Source organism: Exiguobacterium sp. s160 (assembly GCF_018617575.1).
Classification (GTDB): Bacteria; Bacillota; Bacilli; order Exiguobacteriales; family Exiguobacteriaceae; genus Exiguobacterium; species Exiguobacterium aestuarii_A.
Genome location: NZ_JACSKK010000001.1, coordinates 1,121,120 through 1,137,287, shown reverse-complemented (window position 1 = coordinate 1,137,287; position 16,168 = coordinate 1,121,120). Strand labels below are relative to the sequence as shown.

At 49.6% G+C, this 16,168-nt stretch carries 17 protein-coding genes; 5 read left to right on the top strand and 12 right to left on the bottom strand.

From position 1 onward, the window contains the following. Nucleotides 1-31: 31 nt before the first annotated feature. The 4 genes from KNO86_RS14810 to KNO86_RS05835 form a co-directional block, all read right to left on the bottom strand. Nucleotides 32-1,288: a helix-turn-helix domain-containing protein gene (locus KNO86_RS14810; protein ID WP_214693906.1), complete on the bottom strand. Its 1,257-nt coding sequence runs from the start codon at nt 1,286-1,288 to the stop codon at nt 32-34. Nucleotides 1,289-1,370: 82 nt separating this feature from the next. Beyond that, complete coding sequence (locus KNO86_RS05845; RefSeq protein ID WP_214693904.1) at nt 1,371-2,471, bottom strand: ABC transporter permease; 1,101 nt, start codon at nt 2,469-2,471, stop codon at nt 1,371-1,373. Continuing rightward, nucleotides 2,458-3,591, bottom strand: coding sequence for an ABC transporter permease (locus KNO86_RS05840; protein WP_214693902.1), 1,134 nt, complete (start codon nt 3,589-3,591; stop codon nt 2,458-2,460). The genes KNO86_RS05845 and KNO86_RS05840 overlap by 14 nt, the downstream gene beginning before the upstream one ends. An 11-nt stretch (nt 3,592-3,602) precedes the next feature. Next, on the bottom strand, nt 3,603-4,535 hold the full coding sequence (locus tag KNO86_RS05835) for an ABC transporter ATP-binding protein (RefSeq protein ID WP_214693900.1): 933 nt from the start codon (nt 4,533-4,535) through the stop codon (nt 3,603-3,605). Nucleotides 4,536-4,679: 144 nt separating this feature from the next. Between KNO86_RS05835 and KNO86_RS05830 the strand changes: the two genes are divergently transcribed. After that, nucleotides 4,680-5,075, top strand: coding sequence for a hypothetical protein (locus tag KNO86_RS05830; RefSeq protein ID WP_214693899.1), 396 nt, complete (start codon nt 4,680-4,682; stop codon nt 5,073-5,075). A gap of 81 nt (nt 5,076-5,156) precedes the next feature. On the opposite strand, the gene KNO86_RS05825 is transcribed toward KNO86_RS05830, so the two are convergent. The 8 genes from KNO86_RS05825 to KNO86_RS05790 all read right to left on the bottom strand — a co-directional run bounded on the left by KNO86_RS05825 (nt 5,157) and on the right by KNO86_RS05790 (nt 13,191). Next, the gene (locus KNO86_RS05825; protein ID WP_251126900.1) at nt 5,157-6,056 is read right to left on the bottom strand and encodes a CAP domain-containing protein; all 900 of its coding nucleotides are present in this window, start codon (nt 6,054-6,056) and stop codon (nt 5,157-5,159) included. Nucleotides 6,057-6,166: 110 nt separating this feature from the next. Beyond that, nucleotides 6,167-7,381: an exo-beta-N-acetylmuramidase NamZ family protein gene (locus KNO86_RS05820; RefSeq protein WP_251126940.1), complete on the bottom strand. Its 1,215-nt coding sequence runs from the start codon at nt 7,379-7,381 to the stop codon at nt 6,167-6,169. A 196-nt stretch (nt 7,382-7,577) separates the two neighbouring features. Then, complete coding sequence (locus KNO86_RS05815; RefSeq protein WP_214693895.1) at nt 7,578-9,212, bottom strand: C39 family peptidase; 1,635 nt, start codon at nt 9,210-9,212, stop codon at nt 7,578-7,580. 92 nt (nt 9,213-9,304) lie between these two features. Then, entirely contained in the window at nt 9,305-10,063 is a 759-nt protein-coding gene (locus tag KNO86_RS05810; RefSeq protein ID WP_214693893.1) for an ABC transporter permease, read from the bottom strand. Continuing rightward, the gene (locus KNO86_RS05805) at nt 10,063-10,911 is read right to left on the bottom strand and encodes an ABC transporter ATP-binding protein (protein WP_214693891.1); all 849 of its coding nucleotides are present in this window, start codon (nt 10,909-10,911) and stop codon (nt 10,063-10,065) included. The genes KNO86_RS05810 and KNO86_RS05805 overlap by 1 nt, the downstream gene beginning before the upstream one ends. Beyond that, nucleotides 10,908-11,114, bottom strand: coding sequence for a PLD nuclease N-terminal domain-containing protein (locus KNO86_RS05800; RefSeq protein ID WP_078147432.1), 207 nt, complete (start codon nt 11,112-11,114; stop codon nt 10,908-10,910). The genes KNO86_RS05805 and KNO86_RS05800 overlap by 4 nt, the downstream gene beginning before the upstream one ends. 112 nt (nt 11,115-11,226) lie before the next feature. Continuing rightward, nucleotides 11,227-11,640 (bottom strand): universal stress protein, encoded by a 414-nt coding sequence (locus KNO86_RS05795; protein ID WP_214693889.1) that lies wholly within the window; start codon nt 11,638-11,640, stop codon nt 11,227-11,229. Nucleotides 11,641-11,709: 69 nt separating this feature from the next. Beyond that, nucleotides 11,710-13,191 carry a SulP family inorganic anion transporter gene (locus KNO86_RS05790; RefSeq protein WP_483298398.1) on the bottom strand — a complete coding sequence of 494 codons (1,482 nt, stop codon included), beginning with the start codon at nt 13,189-13,191 and terminating at the stop codon, nt 11,710-11,712. Nucleotides 13,192-13,415: 224 nt separating this feature from the next. Here KNO86_RS05790 and KNO86_RS05785 point away from each other — a divergent pair, with 224 nt between their 5' ends. From KNO86_RS05785 to KNO86_RS05770, 4 genes are read left to right on the top strand one after another with little or no spacing between them, the layout of a single operon-like run. Next, a complete protein-coding gene (locus KNO86_RS05785) occupies nt 13,416-13,733 on the top strand; it encodes an ArsR/SmtB family transcription factor (RefSeq protein WP_214693887.1) in 318 nt (105 codons plus the stop codon). 12 nt (nt 13,734-13,745) lie between these two features. Then, on the top strand, nt 13,746-14,105 hold the full coding sequence (arsD, locus tag KNO86_RS05780) for an arsenite efflux transporter metallochaperone ArsD (protein ID WP_214693885.1): 360 nt from the start codon (nt 13,746-13,748) through the stop codon (nt 14,103-14,105). A 4-nt stretch (nt 14,106-14,109) separates the two neighbouring features. Next, nucleotides 14,110-15,876, top strand: a complete 1,767-nt coding sequence (arsA, locus tag KNO86_RS05775; RefSeq protein ID WP_214693884.1) for an arsenical pump-driving ATPase — start codon at nt 14,110-14,112, stop codon at nt 15,874-15,876. Continuing rightward, nucleotides 15,873-16,151 carry a Fe-S cluster assembly protein HesB gene (locus KNO86_RS05770; RefSeq protein ID WP_214693883.1) on the top strand — a complete coding sequence of 93 codons (279 nt, stop codon included), beginning with the start codon at nt 15,873-15,875 and terminating at the stop codon, nt 16,149-16,151. The genes arsA and KNO86_RS05770 overlap by 4 nt, the downstream gene beginning before the upstream one ends. Nucleotides 16,152-16,168: the final 17 nt, after the last annotated feature.

The following is a 16,168-nucleotide window of genomic DNA, read 5'->3' as shown; positions in this document are numbered from 1 at the left end:
AAAAAAAGCAAGTAGCAGGGCTACTTGCTCATTAAGTGTGTGAGTGATTGAATAAAAGATTTTTTAATAATGAATTGGCAAGATGTAAATAGTCATTTGAGCGAACAGGATCACCATGTTGATTAAAAATAGTCGCTAATCTTTCGGCATATGAAACCGCTTTGTATATATCTTCTTGTTCCATAATCGGAATGGCATACTCGATGAGATACTCGGTAAGGCGTTTTGTGTCCCCGTTCATTTCTAAATATAGAACCATCAAATCCACATACTGACCGGACTGTTCTCCTTCAAATTCCCTCAAGACGCTTTTTAGTAAGTCGATTGCTACTTCTTTCTCCCCTAAATCAAGTTGAACTTTAACCATCTCGCTAACTGTTCCGTAATAGCCAGAAGTATTGTATTGCTTTAGTTGAAGTGATTGTGTGAAGTAATGCAAAGCGTCTTTGAGATTACCTTTCTTGTAATACCATAAACCAAGATTATGTAAAACAATCGGTCGCGTCACATGATCGTTCAACATTTCTGCATCATGAAGAGCGGTTTGGAGAAGATGTTCCGCCCCCTCTAGGTCATTGATGTAGATGAGATTTGCTGACAACCCAATTTTCACATGCAACATGCGCGAAAGATTCCCAGTGCTTTGAAATGTTTGTAACGCTCTATGTGAGTAATGTAGAGATAAGGTGAAGTGCTTCAATTGCCCATGGACAGCTGCTTTGTAGTAATAATAATCCGTTACTTTACCACTATATAGTTCGGCTTCCTTCTCGATTTGATTGAGTAAAATAAGTGATTCGGAAAACCGTAGTTGTTGTGCACGGTATACGGCTTGAAAGAAATTCCATAGAAATTTTTCGAAAGAGGATAATTTATTGAAATTTTTCTTAAGACGTTTCGCTCCATCTTCAAATTGAGAAGATTGATTGGTAAACAATAAATAGCGTAGCATGTATAAATCGAATAGATAAACCATTTCGGTACATCTCACAAAATCTCGCTCATCTTCCAGTTCATTCTTCAAACGTGTTGCGTAATCGCGGTGAAGGCGTTCCATCGATTCATAGAATTGAGCGAGCTTTCGATTCAGCTCCTCGGTCTTACGGTTCTCCTCTTCGATTGAAATACCTAGGCGGTCACAGAGTAACACTAAGGTTTTTGCATTAACTTCCTTTGTATTGTTTTCGATTTTACTTAGATGAGTAGTGGAACAAATACCTTCGCAAAGTTGTTCCTGGGTTTTATGTTGCATTTTACGATGATAGTAGATGATTCTTCCAATAGACACATAAACACTTCCTTCTCTCTATAAGAAACTATGTGACACATTAAGAAGGAGTCCCACAGTCAAAGCTGGAGGACTCGCTTTTTCAAACGGTGAGTGGACGCTTTTTCAAGACGAGAACCGTCAACAAGAAGACGACGGCGGTCATGCCGATCATAACGAGGATAGAGAGGAACGGAAACTGTCCTTCGTACATCGTGATGACCCCGTTATTTAGCCAATAGGTCGGTAGGAAACGTCCGACGAGTTTCAATGAATCTGGTAACCAAAGCAGACTGATGAACGCGCCTCCGGTAATGGCGGATGCCATCGTGACCGATATTTGAAAGATGTTCGCCTTCTCTCGATTCGTCGCAAATACCGCGATGAGGCCACCAAATGCCAGACAGACGAGCAGATAGGCCGAGAACAAGGCGAAGACGGTCGGGAGATGGGTCCACACGTCTTGACCGTAAAGCGCGAGACTCACGCCAATCAACAGCATGACATAGACAAAGCCGACGAGATAGAAGGCGAGAAGAAGTGATGCGAAATACCGCCGTGGTGACACCGGTGAGGCGAACAGGCGGGCATAAATCTTCTCGTCCCGGTCATCCGCGACAAACATCGGAATGAACTGGAGGAACGTCGACATCATGATGAACGACAAGAGACCGAAAAACGCTTGTGTGCGTGCAGTCGTGGCGACGCTCTCTTGGAATGGTTCAGTAGAGAGCGTGTACCCGTTATCTGTCTCCTCGGTCGCGAGTGGGATGAATGTGGCTTCGTCATATTCACTCGCCTCAAGAAGCTGGCGTTCACGTGACAAGTGGCCGTTCAATGCCTGTTCGACTAAAGAAGCGTCACTGCCGGCGATTGCGGAGAACGAGAGGCGAGGCATATCACCTGAAAAGGCTCGTTTCGTGAAATCTTCAGGAATGAGAAGCACGATGTCTTCTCCTTCTAACAAGACATCTTCTCCACTCGTCTCGAGCATGGTGACCCGACCGAAACGTTCGGCTTCTTCAATGAGGCGCTCGGCGAGAATACCCCCGTCCTCATCGACAATTCCAATCGACGCATTAAGACTCGACGTCCCACCGACGAAGGAGAGGATGAGCGCGAAACCGAACATCGAGACAAACGTGAATACCCAGAGCCCTTTCTTTCGGAGCATCCGTTTGGCGACGTGCCTAATGAGTACCATGGCGTCTCACCCCTTTCGACAGAAGATAGCTGAGTACGATGAAGATCAGCAGATGGACCCCGAGTAAACCGAGGCTTTCCCAATAGACGCTCATGTCGCCTTCCCGAAGCATGACGGCGAGCATCCCGTCGCGCATAAAAATCGGCATGAACACATATGCGGCCCACGGCGCATAGTTCAGCGTTACTTGATCGAATCCGGGGACGTAGCCGCCTGATAAAATCATGATGATGGCGACAAATCCGTTGACGACCGCATCTTTCGTCGTCGTACTCAACTTCGGCAGGTTGACGATGACAAATCCGACAGCGACCCCATACGCGGTCAAGGCGAGCCAGGCAAGAATCAAATAACCGAACTGGATATTTGCCAAATCAAACGTCCGATAGACGAAATGACTGAACCAGAACAACAAGATGAGCTGAAGCAAAATAATGACGTAGCGGCTGAACGTCCGTGCGAGCCGATATTGGACCGTTCGGACAGGAGCGGCTTGAATTCTTAAATAACTGCCGATATTTGGTTGTTCTTCCCGAGTCATCGCCGTGATATAAAACGACCCGAACAGAGCGGTCATGATGGAGATGGTGACAGTGAAATATTCAAGCGATGTCGGGGTCCGCCCCTCCAAATCGACACTTTCCGTATCAAGCCACGCCTCATTCTCATACGGGGCCGACAGACCGGCCTCTGCGAGTGTGATTTGTTGGTTGGCGATTGCCGTATACTGACCGAGAATGGCTTCAAGGACGTCAAACTCGACGGTCGTCGGTTCTTCGTATAACAGCGTGAGGTCACTGCCGTCGAGCCGTAAGATGACGTCTGCATCCCCATCGTTCACCCCTTGTTCGGCTGACACGATGTCTTCATAAGGGACAAGGCGGATGAACGCCTGAATGTCTTCGTCGTTCAAAAAGTTCTCAAGCGGTTCACGATACTGATCGGTCGATGCTTCGACGTAGGCGACGTTTGTGACAGGGAGTTTGAACGTGTCACTGAAGACGGCCGATAGCATCGTCCCAAGTCCGAAGATGAGGATGAGCGGGAAGAGGAGCATCCAAAAAAGTGTCGCACGATCCCGGAGCCGCTGTTTCACATCATATTTGATAAATGTCCACATGAAAGGACCTCCTATTCCCGGAGCGTCTTCCCGGTCAATGCCAAAAAGACGGTATTGAGGGAAGGACGGTCGACCGTGATGGACGTGAAGTGAACATGTTCCTGATGAAGCGTATCCAGGAGCGGAGCGAGCGGCGTATCTTTATCGAGCGAAACTTCGATATACGGTTCCTCATATTGCACTTTTTGGACGTGGTCGAGTGCATCGAGCCGTTCGAGCAGATGAGGCGTGAGCGCATCGATTTTGATACGTGCCGTCTCGAGCGTCATGACACGGTCTTTTAGTTCGTCTTGTGTTCCTTCGGCGATGATTTTTCCTTCGTCGACGATGGCGATACGGTCGCAGAGCAGCTCGACCTCTTCCATGTAGTGTGACGTATAAATGATGGTGGCCCCGCGACGGTTCAGTTCACGGATATTCTCTAAGATCGTGTTCCGTGATTGGGGGTCGATGGCAACGGTCGGCTCATCCATAAAGATGAGTTCCGGTTCATGTACGATTCCGCATGCGATGTTGAGGCGGCGGAGGAGACCGCCGGACAGTTCAGGTGGGCGTTTCTTTTGATGGGCATCGAGTTCGACGAACGCAATCGCGGCCTCGGTCTTTTGTTTCGCTTCTTTTGGACTGAATCCGTATAATTCGGCAAAAAACTGGATGTTCTCATAAACGGTCAGTTGGTCATAGACGGAGACGTGCTGCGGGACGATCCCGACACGGCGCTTGATGGACAGTTCGTCTTTTGGCATCGATTGTCCGAAGATGTGAATGGATCCGGAATCCGCCTCATATAGATTCAACATGACAGAAATCGCGGTCGTCTTACCGGCACCGTTCGGACCGAGGAGGCCGAACAGTTCGCCTTCTTCGACGTTCAGACTAAGGTCGTTCAAGGCGATGGTGTCACCGAACCGTTTCGTAACATGATTGAGCGAGATGATCGACATAGATGTACTCCTTTCTCATGTGAAAGACTCATCATTCTACACAAAGGTGTTCGTAGATTGTCACGAATATACCTGTCCGGATTCATGAAAATGTGTAATAATCTAATTATTCAGATAATTATTGTGTTGAAATGAGGGATTGGGATGAAAGGGTGGCAATTCAATAAACATGAGGGGGCGTTATTCCCGGACGAAATCGTACTGTCTGCATTTTGTACAGTCGAACCGAAACGGATGGATTCGACGTTACCATTTTACTATGACGAGTCGATTTTTCGATTCACCAATAAAGAGGAGACGTTCTACTTTAAAATTTCGCCGAGCTATCATGAGTTTGAAATCAATGTGAAAGACCGGGACGGGGAACTTCTTTACTACCAATTGCTTCGGACCGTCAGTAAGGTCGAAATCTTAGAGGACCGACGTGACCATGCGGAGCTGTTGATCGTTCTCGCGGAAGACCGGAAGCGGACCGTGACGTCAATCGAATTGACTGTCCGACCGCGTTTTCGTGTGCTTGTGAAAGAGCATGAGGTATGAATAGATAAGAGGTGGAGCGGGTGCAGACCCGCTCTTTTTTGTGCCAAAAAACCAGCCACCGACGTGACTGGTTCCCATTGATTATTTCGTCAAAAAGATTTGAACGTGAATGGTCGACCCTTGGGCATCGGTCGCTTTCCCAATCCCGAGATGTGTATAGTTCGCGTTCAAGATGTTGGCACGGTGACCGCTGCTGTTCATCCAGGCGTCCACCGCCCGGACCGGGTCGCTCGAGCCTTTGTAAATGTTTTCTCCCCATCCCCGGTACGACACGCCATAGGCACGTAATGTATCACCAGGCGTACCGTTCTCCTTCAACGTATGGGAGAACTGACCTGTCCTAGCCATTTCATCCGCTCGGACTTGTGCGACACGGTTTGCTTCGTTCGAAGCGGCGAGTAGCGATAAGCCGGCTGCCTGTCGTTCTTTGTTCGTCTCTGTTAACACGTTGACTGGCGACGTGAAGCTGACATGCTTGGCTTGAAGATACCCGACGTACGAGCCGTAACGGACTTTATACCATCGAGACGTTCCCGTATAGCGATACGAGATTGTTTCGAGTGCAGTGCCTTGGCGTAAAAATTTGACGTTCGACGAAGTCGTCAGCGGTGCAGACTTCACATACACGCTCGAAGGTTTGACGTAGGTCGGAGTCGTGAAACGAACTTCGGCAGTAGACAAACGGACATAATCCCCAGGCACATAGGCGTACCCGCTGCCCCATTGAATCTTGTACCAACGCTCTCCATTCACAAAAAAGGTGGTGCGTACGTGCATCGAGCCGTCACGAGGAATGGCATTCAGTCGTGGGGCACCGAGCGATGGTGTGGGGCGCGCGTATAATTTACTAATATTCGTCACATACCCTTTCGTATTGACCGATACTTCCGTATACGCATGTGCAACGATGGATTGTTGCGACAACGTTGCCGATAGCGACATGAAGAAGGTCAAGAGGATAGCGGTCATGATTTTTCTCAAATGGATCGACTCCTTTTGTTAAACTTCTTATATTCTATATTATTTGGTTGATTTTTGGTTTTACCATTTCATTACAAAAAGGATGGACTCTTCGTGAGCCCATCCTTCTGTCACTTATACATCAAGTAGTCTTTACGAATCGGAAGGAACGCATCCCGTTCGTCCTCGACTTTAGTCAGGATCTCATCAAGCGGTGCTCCTTCGAGAATCATGTCTTTCACATAGGCGTTTCCTGTCAGTTTAGTGATGAAGTCGTTCGCTAGAAACGCAAAGTCGTCCGGATACAAATCGTGTGCCGTTTGAATCATCGCTATCCCAGTTTTCGTTGATTCGAATCGAGTCGGGTCGGTGACATAGACCTCGACCCCGTGCGTCAGTTTGCCCGCATGTTTGGAGAATGTCGGCGTGAACGAGGCGGCCCGGAAGGCGACACCAGGCAAGTCAAGGTCGTTCAGCTCTTTCGCATACTCGTGTGCTTGTATATACGGGGCGCCGATCAACTGGAACGGTTTTGTCGTCCCGCGCCCTTCAGATAAATTCGTTCCTTCAAATAATCCGGTCGCAGGATAGACGTTGACTGTGTCAGTCGTCGGCATGTTTGGGGACGGCATGACGAATGGAAGCCCCGTATCCTCATACATCATCGAACGCTTCCATCCCTTCATTTTGACGACTTCGAGGTCGGCCTGAATGTGATACTCACTATTGAACAACTGCGCGAGTTCGCCGACTGTCATTCCATGCTTCAAGGGAATCGGATAGAGCCCGATGAAGCTGGAGTAGTCAGGGTCGAGCACCGGACCATCGACGCGAAGACCACCTTGGGGGTTCGGGCGGTCGAGGACGACGAATGGAATTCCATTCTCGGCAGCAGCTTCCATCGCATATGCCATTGTGTAGATATACGTATAATAGCGAGTCCCAACGTCTTGAATGTCAAAGACGAGCACATCCACATTTTCTAACATTTCAGGAGTCGGTTTTTTCGTAGCGCCATATAAACTATATACGGGCAAACCTGTCACCTCATCGATGTAAGAGCTGACAGTGGAGCCGGCCTGGGCATCCCCTCGAACGCCGTGTTCGGGTCCATATAGTGCCGTCAATTCAAAGTCATCGGACTGGTCGAACAAATCGACGATGCTTGTCCGCTCCGCGTTGATCCCGGTCGGATTTGTGATCAGTCCGACTCGTTTTCCTTTCAAGATATCCGGATTCTCCATCAAGCGGTCGACACCAAGCTCGACCTTAGGATTTTTCGGTTCAGATTTCGCATCCGCATCAAGCAAGACGATTGAAGTCGAGAGTAGCGTCAATGCTGCCATACCACCAATCCATTTTTTCATGAAAGTTCCTCCTTAGAAAATGTAAGCGCTTCAACTTCTTAATGGGAGTGTATCATTAAGAAGTTTAATTTCAATATTTATGAATAAAAATAGGAATTTATATTTCTGTTTTTCGTACTATTCTCCTAATCAGACAGCAAAAAACGTGTCTCCCTCATGAAAGACACGTTCCCACTTATCTGACCGCGAGCGCTTTCCATCCCGTGGCACCCATGACGGCGCTCACTTTCGATTTCGGAACGACGAGTCGACCACGATATGGGTCATTGATATATAGATTTGATTTGTCATAACCGGTCGCCAACATGACGTGGTAATTCACGTATCCGGTGAACTTCTTGTTTGAAGCAGTGTACCAATTGAAATAGCCGTAAGGTTTATTGAAGTCGACACTTGCCCAGACGATGACGGGGTTGCCCATCGCCAGCTCACGTTCGATTGAAGCGAGCCCTTGCCCCGACAAGTCTTTTACCGGGCGATATTTACTAGAAAATCCAATCATGCCTTTCGGGTAAATGCCGTAGTTCTTGTATTTGCCTAATGTACGGCGTGGGTCGCCGGTGAACATGACGTTCGGGTCGACCCAGCGATATAACCGATTCTCATAACGCGCGTTCCACATACTCTTCGGCATCTCGTTGTATAAGGTCGATGCGCTGACAGCACGACCTTTTTCTTCAAGCGCCATTTTGAGCGAGAAGAATTCACAACCGGACGGATACCCCATCGGGAACTGACGATAGATTGGGACGCTCATCTTATACATCGATAGCCGAGGGGAATAGACTCCTTTCGCATCAAACGAGGCATTGCCGACACGTTTGTTTTGGTACATGCGTCCATTGGCATCGAAGTAGTACCATTGTCCTTTGATCAGCTGCCAGTCCGTTTTCTTCGTCAGTGCCGGTGCGAAGTACTCATAGCGTGTCGAATATTTCCATCCGGTCTCTTGTACGCCGGTCGAATGAAAGAAGTACGTTTCATTGCCCATCTTGAATTTCCCTTTTAGACGATACCCGTACTGATGGTGGAAACCGTATGTTTTGCCATTGATCCGTTGTAACCCATATAGCCGCTTTCCTGTTGAATCGAATAAGTAATTGCGGTCGCGCAACCGATATGCCCCTTTCAGGCTATATCCGTAAGTCGGGTGAAATCCATATACGTCTTTCCCGACCCAGGCCAGGCCTTGGCGACGGACCCCGTCATTTCCAAAGTAGTAGGAACGGGTTTTGATTGTTTGCCATCCGGTCGCGACTTTACCATCATTCAGCAGAAAGTAGGATTTGCCACCGAGCGTATACATACCGGTACGAATCGTCCCGTCTGAAAAGATGTAATGCTTTGCCCCGGCGATTTGCTGCCAACCGGAGAGGCGAACGCCTTTGTCTGAGAAATAGTAGCGCTTGTCGTCAATCGTCTGGAATCCTGTGACGGGCTGACCAGTCTCATCGTAATAATAGAGGAGCCTATCTCGTTCTTGCCATCCGGTCAGCAGTTTTCCGTCTTCACCAAAGGTATAGGTCGTTCCGTCGATGGAATAGCTGCCGGTGACGAGGCGACCATCCGTTTCAAAATAATATGTAGCTTCTTCGATTTGTTGCCATCCAGTGAGAAGGATCCCTTCCGCATCGAGATAATACATGTTGTCATCAATTTGTTGCCACCCCGTCAACAGCGTCCCGTCACTCGACGTGTAAACAATCCCGTCTTCGGTCTGTTGAAACGACCCTTCAGCGGAAACGAGTTGGGGACTCACCCATAAGGCACCCATTAAAAATCCGATACCGATTTTCCTTTTCCATGCCATCGATTGAACCTCCTCCATACGAATACAGAAGAGATACCCATATTTATCCAATTTCAAGCTGAGTCAAAGGATTCAATTGAAGAATCAGACGTTTACGCCGAATGGTTCATGAACCGAAGACGTTTCGACGCCACATAAAGCGAGAGGATGACGACGAGCATTCCGGTCATGAGCGGCCACATGAGATCTACTTCTGTCAGGAGCACTTCACTCGATAACGGACCGAGCATCCAAGGCATCCATTCGAGGTCGACCCAACCGATGAGGAGCGACATGACGAAATGGAGACCGAGCGTCAACACGACCGCGACGACACCACTTTCCAACATCGCGGCGATGAGGAAGAAAATCGATAACTGAACAACAAAATGACAGATGAGGAGTGTGGTCGATATGAGAAAGTCGAGCCAATCGAATGCGTCGAATAAAATGACCGTATAATAGGCGGCTGCCGCTTGTGCGAGCAAGATGCCACCGACGGTCAGTAGGGCGTAATGTCCCCATTTGCTGACGACGATGCGTGACATCGGGATTTGTAACGACTTGAGCCAGGCGAGTGTCCCGTTCGTCCGTTCATGGCTGAACGTATGCATCGCCGACAAGAGGACGACGAGGAGCCCGATTTGGCGAAGCTGTTCGCTGACAGAAATCAATACTTCTTCCGGTGTCGGTGTCGGAATTTCAATGACGGCACCGTCCGGTAAGTTCCCGCCGGAAGCGAGAATATCTGGTAAAAAATAAAGCGTGAGCGGCTGCATGGAGGCGAGGAGCATGAGAGCGATCGGAATCCAGATTAGTCGCTTGTTCGCCCACGACTCCCGCCATTCTTGTTTGAAAATTGCCGTGCGCATCAGGCGTTCACCTCCAAGAACAAGGACTCGAGTGACGGATGCCCGACGTGTAACGATTGGACGGTGACGTTCAGTTCAAGGATCCGGTTCAAGATTGCACGTTCAGCGATATCCCGGTCCGGCGACTCGAACGTCCACGTCGAGCCATTTTTCGTCACACGACGCACACCGTTCAACGCTTCCCAATCTGTCCCGCTCGTCGGGTCGTCGAAGAGACGTAATTCAATCGTGGATTTCAATCCGAGCAAGTCGGTCACCGTACCTTCCATCAGTAGTTTACCTTGTCGAAGCAAGAGCACCCAGTCGCTCGCTTCTTCAGCATCCGGGAGGACGTGTGTCGAATAGAGAATCATTCGCTCTCGTTTCAAGTCGCTCAACAAGTCGAGCACTTCCCGTCGACCGCGTGGATCTAAAGCTGAGACCGGCTCGTCGAGTAACAGTAATTCAGGGTCATGGACGAGTGCCTGGGCGATGCCTAGACGCTGACGCATCCCGCCCGATAAGTTCGAGGCTGGACGGTCGACCGGCTCAAGACCGACGCGTTTTAATAGTTGGATAGGATCAACGTGTTTCGTTCCCGTCAATTCAGCAGCGTAGCGAATTGTCTCGACTGGCGTGAGGGATGGATAGAGGGCTGGTCGCTGGGGCAAATAGCCAACCCGAATCTGGTCATGTCCGCTCATGTCTCCACTCGTCGGGTCTGTGACTCGGGCGAGCAAGTTCAACAAAGTTGTCTTACCGGCACCGTTTTCCCCGAGTAACGAGGTACATCCTGGGCGCAGTTCAAAGCTGACATCATCGAGTGCCGTGAAGGAGCCGAATCGTTTGGTTAACTGTGTGACTTTCATCGCGGCGTCCGTCCCCATAAGAAGTAGATGATTGGGCCGAGAATGTTGATGAAAACGATGACGAGGAGCCATACCCATTTCGGGCCGTTCGTCATGTCCCGTTTGAACAAGTCGATCAAAGCGACGACGAGTAAGATCAGTTGCAGGATGAGTACAGGTAACAGGATGAGAAAAAGTGTATTCGGGTCGTTTGCGATATCCATAGCGAGAACCTCCTTCAGTAAATAGACTGTCCTTACACATTCTACACGAACAGGGCGTCCCCTGTATGAGACACAAAAAATCCCCATCTCACGAAGAGACGGGGAAGATGAATCATTTGACGATGATGACAGGAGCGAGTGCACGTTTGGCGAGTTTATGACTGACGCTACCGAGCACGAACTCTTGGAACGTGTTCAATCCACGCGATCCGACGACGACATATTCGTACGGCTCGTGGTTCGCATATTTGACGAGCTCAACGTCCGGTTCACCACGAAGTTCGATGTACTCGTAAGGGATGCCTTCTGCTTCCGTCAAATCGAATAACGGTTTGAGCATCTGCTTCCGTTTTGTTTCCAAGTCGATTTTGCCCGTCGAGTTGAGGGCGGCCTCTTTTGATTCTTTCGCACTGATGACATGGACGATGTCAATCGACGCATTGGACGCCTTTGCGAGTTGAATCGCCTTTTCAAGCGCACGTTTCGAGTGGGCAGAACCATCTGCCGCTAAAAATACCTTTCCCATGAAAACTCCTCCTCTTTCGCACGTTCTACATTTAGTATAGGTGATTTAGTGAAGCGGGGGAATGCCGAATCAATGTCCTGCGTTCGCGTCTTGTTGCTTCAAGTGAAGCGCGAGCGTGTTGAGCAGTTTTTCAGAGTCTTTATTCAAATTGAGAAGTTCAGGTTCAATTCCGACTTCACGGTATTTGAAGACGACCTTATCGATGGCGCCGATGGCCGAGTCATCCCAAAGATGCGTATTCGCAAAATCGATGGTGACCTGTTTGACACCTGCATCCACGTCTTCTGTCACATCAAACTGGTTGACGAATTCAGACGTCGAGGCGAAGAACAATTGTCCGTTCACGATATATCGAGCCTGGTTGGCATCGATATTGCGGTCGAGCTCGACTTTTGAGATTTTCGCGGCGAAGAGAATCGCTGCTGTCAAAATACCAGCAAACACACCGAGTGATAAGTCGTGGGTAATGACCGTGACGAGTACGGTGACGAGCATGACGACTGTGTCTGACTTTTGAGCGGTCCGCATTGCTTTGAGCGAGCCCCAGTCAAATGTCGCATACGACACGAAGAACATGACACCAACGAGCGCGCCGACAGGGATGAGCATCAAGATGTCGCTCATGGTCATGATCATGATGAATAAAGCGAGTCCGGCCGTGAATGTCGAGAGACGTCCACGCGCACCAGAGGAGACGTTGATGACCGATTGCCCGATCATTGCACATCCTGGCATCCCACCGAAGAACCCGGCGATGATGTTTGAGATCCCTTGGCCACGAGATTCACGGTTCTTATTCGAGTCCGTGCCTGTCATGTCATCAACGATTTGGGCCGTCAAGAGCGACTCGATCAATCCGACAAATGCGAGGGAAATCGAGTAAGGAAGAATGATCAACAACGTCTCAAACGTCAACGGGACGTTCGGGAATAAAAACTCCGGGAGTGTTGCTGAGATTGTTCCCATGTCTCCGATATTTTTCGTATCGAGACCGAGGGTGATAGCTAAAATCGTCATGACGACGATGGCGACGAGCGGGGCAGGGATCAATTTCGTGACTCGCGGGAACAAAAAGATAATGGCGAGTGACGCCGCGACGATTGCCCAGATAATCCAGCTCTCGCCTTCAAAGTTTGATAACTGTGCCTGGAAGATCAAAATCGCAAGCGCGTTGACGAATCCGACCATGACGGCACGTGGGATGAACTTCATTAAACGGGCGATGCCGAGATAACCGAGGACGATTTGAATGATCCCCGTTAAAATACCGGCAGCGAGCAAATATTGAAGGCCGTGGTCGGCAACGAGCGAGACGACGACGAGTGCCATCGCACCGGTGGCAGCCGAAATCATCGCAGGACGGCCGCCCGCGATTGAAATGACCATGGCGATGATGAACGAAGCATAAAGCCCGACCATCGGATTGACGCCAGCAATGAGGGAGAACGCGATCGCCTCAGGGATGAGGGCGAGCGCGACGACAATTCCCGCAAGGAGGTCTGCTCGGACATTACCGAGCCAATCTTGTTTGATTGTATTCATTTTTTCCAAGAAGAACACACCTCTCTTTTTATTTTGACTTTGACCTTCGAGTCTCACGAAGATCAAACGTCGCATTATATGAGAGAAAATGTTCTGACGTTACATGTTTTCACAACGTGTTTCATCATAACGGATTTTTTTTGAAAAGACAATTGAATGCAGGTAAAAAATGTGGTAATTTCATAACGGATACGTTATATAACAAATTTGTTATACAAGGGAGTGTCATGAAGATGTACACCGTAGAAGAATTAAGTAAAGTTCTCAAAGTGCTAGGTGACCCGACCCGATTGACGATGTTGAAACAGATGGAAGCAGGCGAACAGTGCGCCTGTAGTTTCGTCGATTGTTTCGATATTTCGCAACCGGCAATCAGTCGCCATTTGAAGATGTTACGCCAGGCAGGGCTCTTGCTCGAGCGTCGGGACAAACAGTGGATCCATTATCGATTGAACGAGACAAGTCTGTTTTATCCGCTCGTCACCGACTTATTAGCGAATTTAGAGACGACTGAGCCGAGTTGTGATTGTGAGCCGAATTGTGCCATTTAAGGAGAGATGAAGATGAAACTTGAAGTGTTCGAACCAGCCATGTGTTGTCCGACCGGATTGTGTGGACCGGCCATCGACCCGGAACTGACACGGGTGGCGACTATCCATTACGTGTTACAGCAACGGGGCTTTGATGTGTCGCGCTATAATCTCGCATCGGAACCGAATCGATTTGTCGAGAATGTCAATGTACAAGCTGAGATTGCGAATGGGCTCGATGTGCTCCCGATGACGCTCGTCGACGGAGACATTGTGAAACGAGGCGCTTATTTGTCAAATGAAGAGATGGCGGAGTTGACGGGACTACCGATTGCCACATTCGCCAAACAAGATGGAGAAAAACCGAAAGTTCGAATCTCACTCAAAAAATAAGGAGATGCTCACAGTGAAGCCATTTGATTTTCAGACGATTGAACCGACCCGCTATGTGTTTTTGACCGGGAAAGGCGGTGTCGGGAAGACGTCGACGGCATCGAGTCTCGCCTTAACGCTCGCCAATCGTGGAAAACAGATTTTACTCGTCTCGACCGACCCGGCGAGTAATCTACAAGACGTGTTTGAGATGGAGCTCGATGAGACACCGCGATCCGTCACAGGGACGATGCTCGAAATCGCAAACTTTGACCCGGAACAGGCGGCAAAACAGTATATGGAACGCATGGTCGGTCCGTATCGGGGCGTGTTACCGGACGTTGCCATCCAATCGATGGAAGAACAGTTGTCTGGCGCCTGTACGGTCGAGATTGCGGCGTTCGACCAATTCACGGAGCTGTTGACGTCCGAGGCAGCACGGGAACGATACGACCATGTCATCTTTGATACGGCACCGACCGGGCATACGCTCCGATTACTGACACTACCGAGCGCATGGGATGAATTTTTAGAGACGAATACGACTGGCGCGTCTTGTCTCGGTCCACTGGCTGGTCTTGCGGGTAAGCAAGTGCAGTACAAACGAGCCGTCGAGACGCTCATCGATGAAAACGAGACGACGTTATTGCTCGTCGCTCGTCCTGAGAAGTCGACACTCGTCGAAGCGGCGCGAGCCGCGAACGAGCTTCGCGCCATCGGCATCGAGCGAATGCAACTCATCATCAACGGTGTTGTCGAGTCAGGTGAAGGGACAGACCGTTACACGAAGCGGTTCATCGAACGCCAACAACAAGCACTCGACAATCTCCCGCACGGAATCGCCGATCTTGAGACGTTCACGCTTCCGTATGCATATGAAAATCTCGTCGGGATATCAGCGCTCCAGCGTTTTGTGAGCGGGGAGTCGGTCGTCATCTCGGATGCACGCTATGACACGAGTCGTTACGGATCGATCGATCAACTCGTCGACGAAATGGAGGCGGACGGTCCGAGCGTGATCATGACGATGGGGAAAGGTGGCGTCGGAAAGACGACACTCGCCTCGCTTCTTGCTGTCGCTCTTCACGAACGAGGGCATGCTGTCCATTTGACGACAACAGACCCGGCCGCTCATTTCGCACTCACAATTGGCGCAGACGTTTCCGATACGTTCACCGTCGATGCTATTGATCCGAAAGCCGAGATTGAGAAGTATCGGACGGATGTGTTCCGGGAAGCAGGGGACATGAACGAAGAGCAGCGCATGATGCTCGATGAGGACTTGCGCTCACCGTGTACAGAAGAGATTGCTGTCTTCCGTGCCTTTGCTGATCAAGTGGCGAAAGCGAAAGACCGCTTCGTCGTCATCGACACAGCTCCGACCGGACATACGCTTCTGTTATTAGATGCGACAGAGAGCTATCATCGTGAACTCGAACGGTCGACCGGTGTCGTTCCGGAAGCGGTCCAAGAGTTGTTACCGAAACTGCGTGACCCAAAACAAACGCACGTCATCATCACGACACTGCCTGAAGCGACGCCAGTCTATGAAGCGGAGCGTCTCACAGCAGACTTACAACGGGCAGCGATTCAACCGTTCGCTTGGGTCGTCAATCAATCGTTTACGCCACTCGATGTGACGAGTAAGCTCTTGACATCGAAAGTCGCGAGCGAGGCGATTTGGCTAGAGCGCGTGAACAACTATCCGCGTCCGACGGTTCTCGCATGGCAAGAACAGCTGCCAGTCGGATACTCGGCGCTATCTCAATTAGGAAAGGAGAAAATACAATGAACATCACGAACGAAGCAATCGACTTTTTACAAACCGCGTTAGAAGAGGAAGAGACAAAATCTGTCCGTATCATCACAGAGGCGGGTTGCTGTGGACCAACGCTCGGTCTGGCTGTGGCGACACCAGAAGAGACAGACGAGGTGAAGCAGTTCGACACGCTCACGTTTGCCGTTGCGAAGGAAGCTGAAGCGTTGGCGGAAAATGTTACGCTCGACGTCGAATCGACAGAAGATGGCATCACGCTCGTGTTGCACGGTTTACAACCATCTTGTTAATGAAATAAATAGAGATT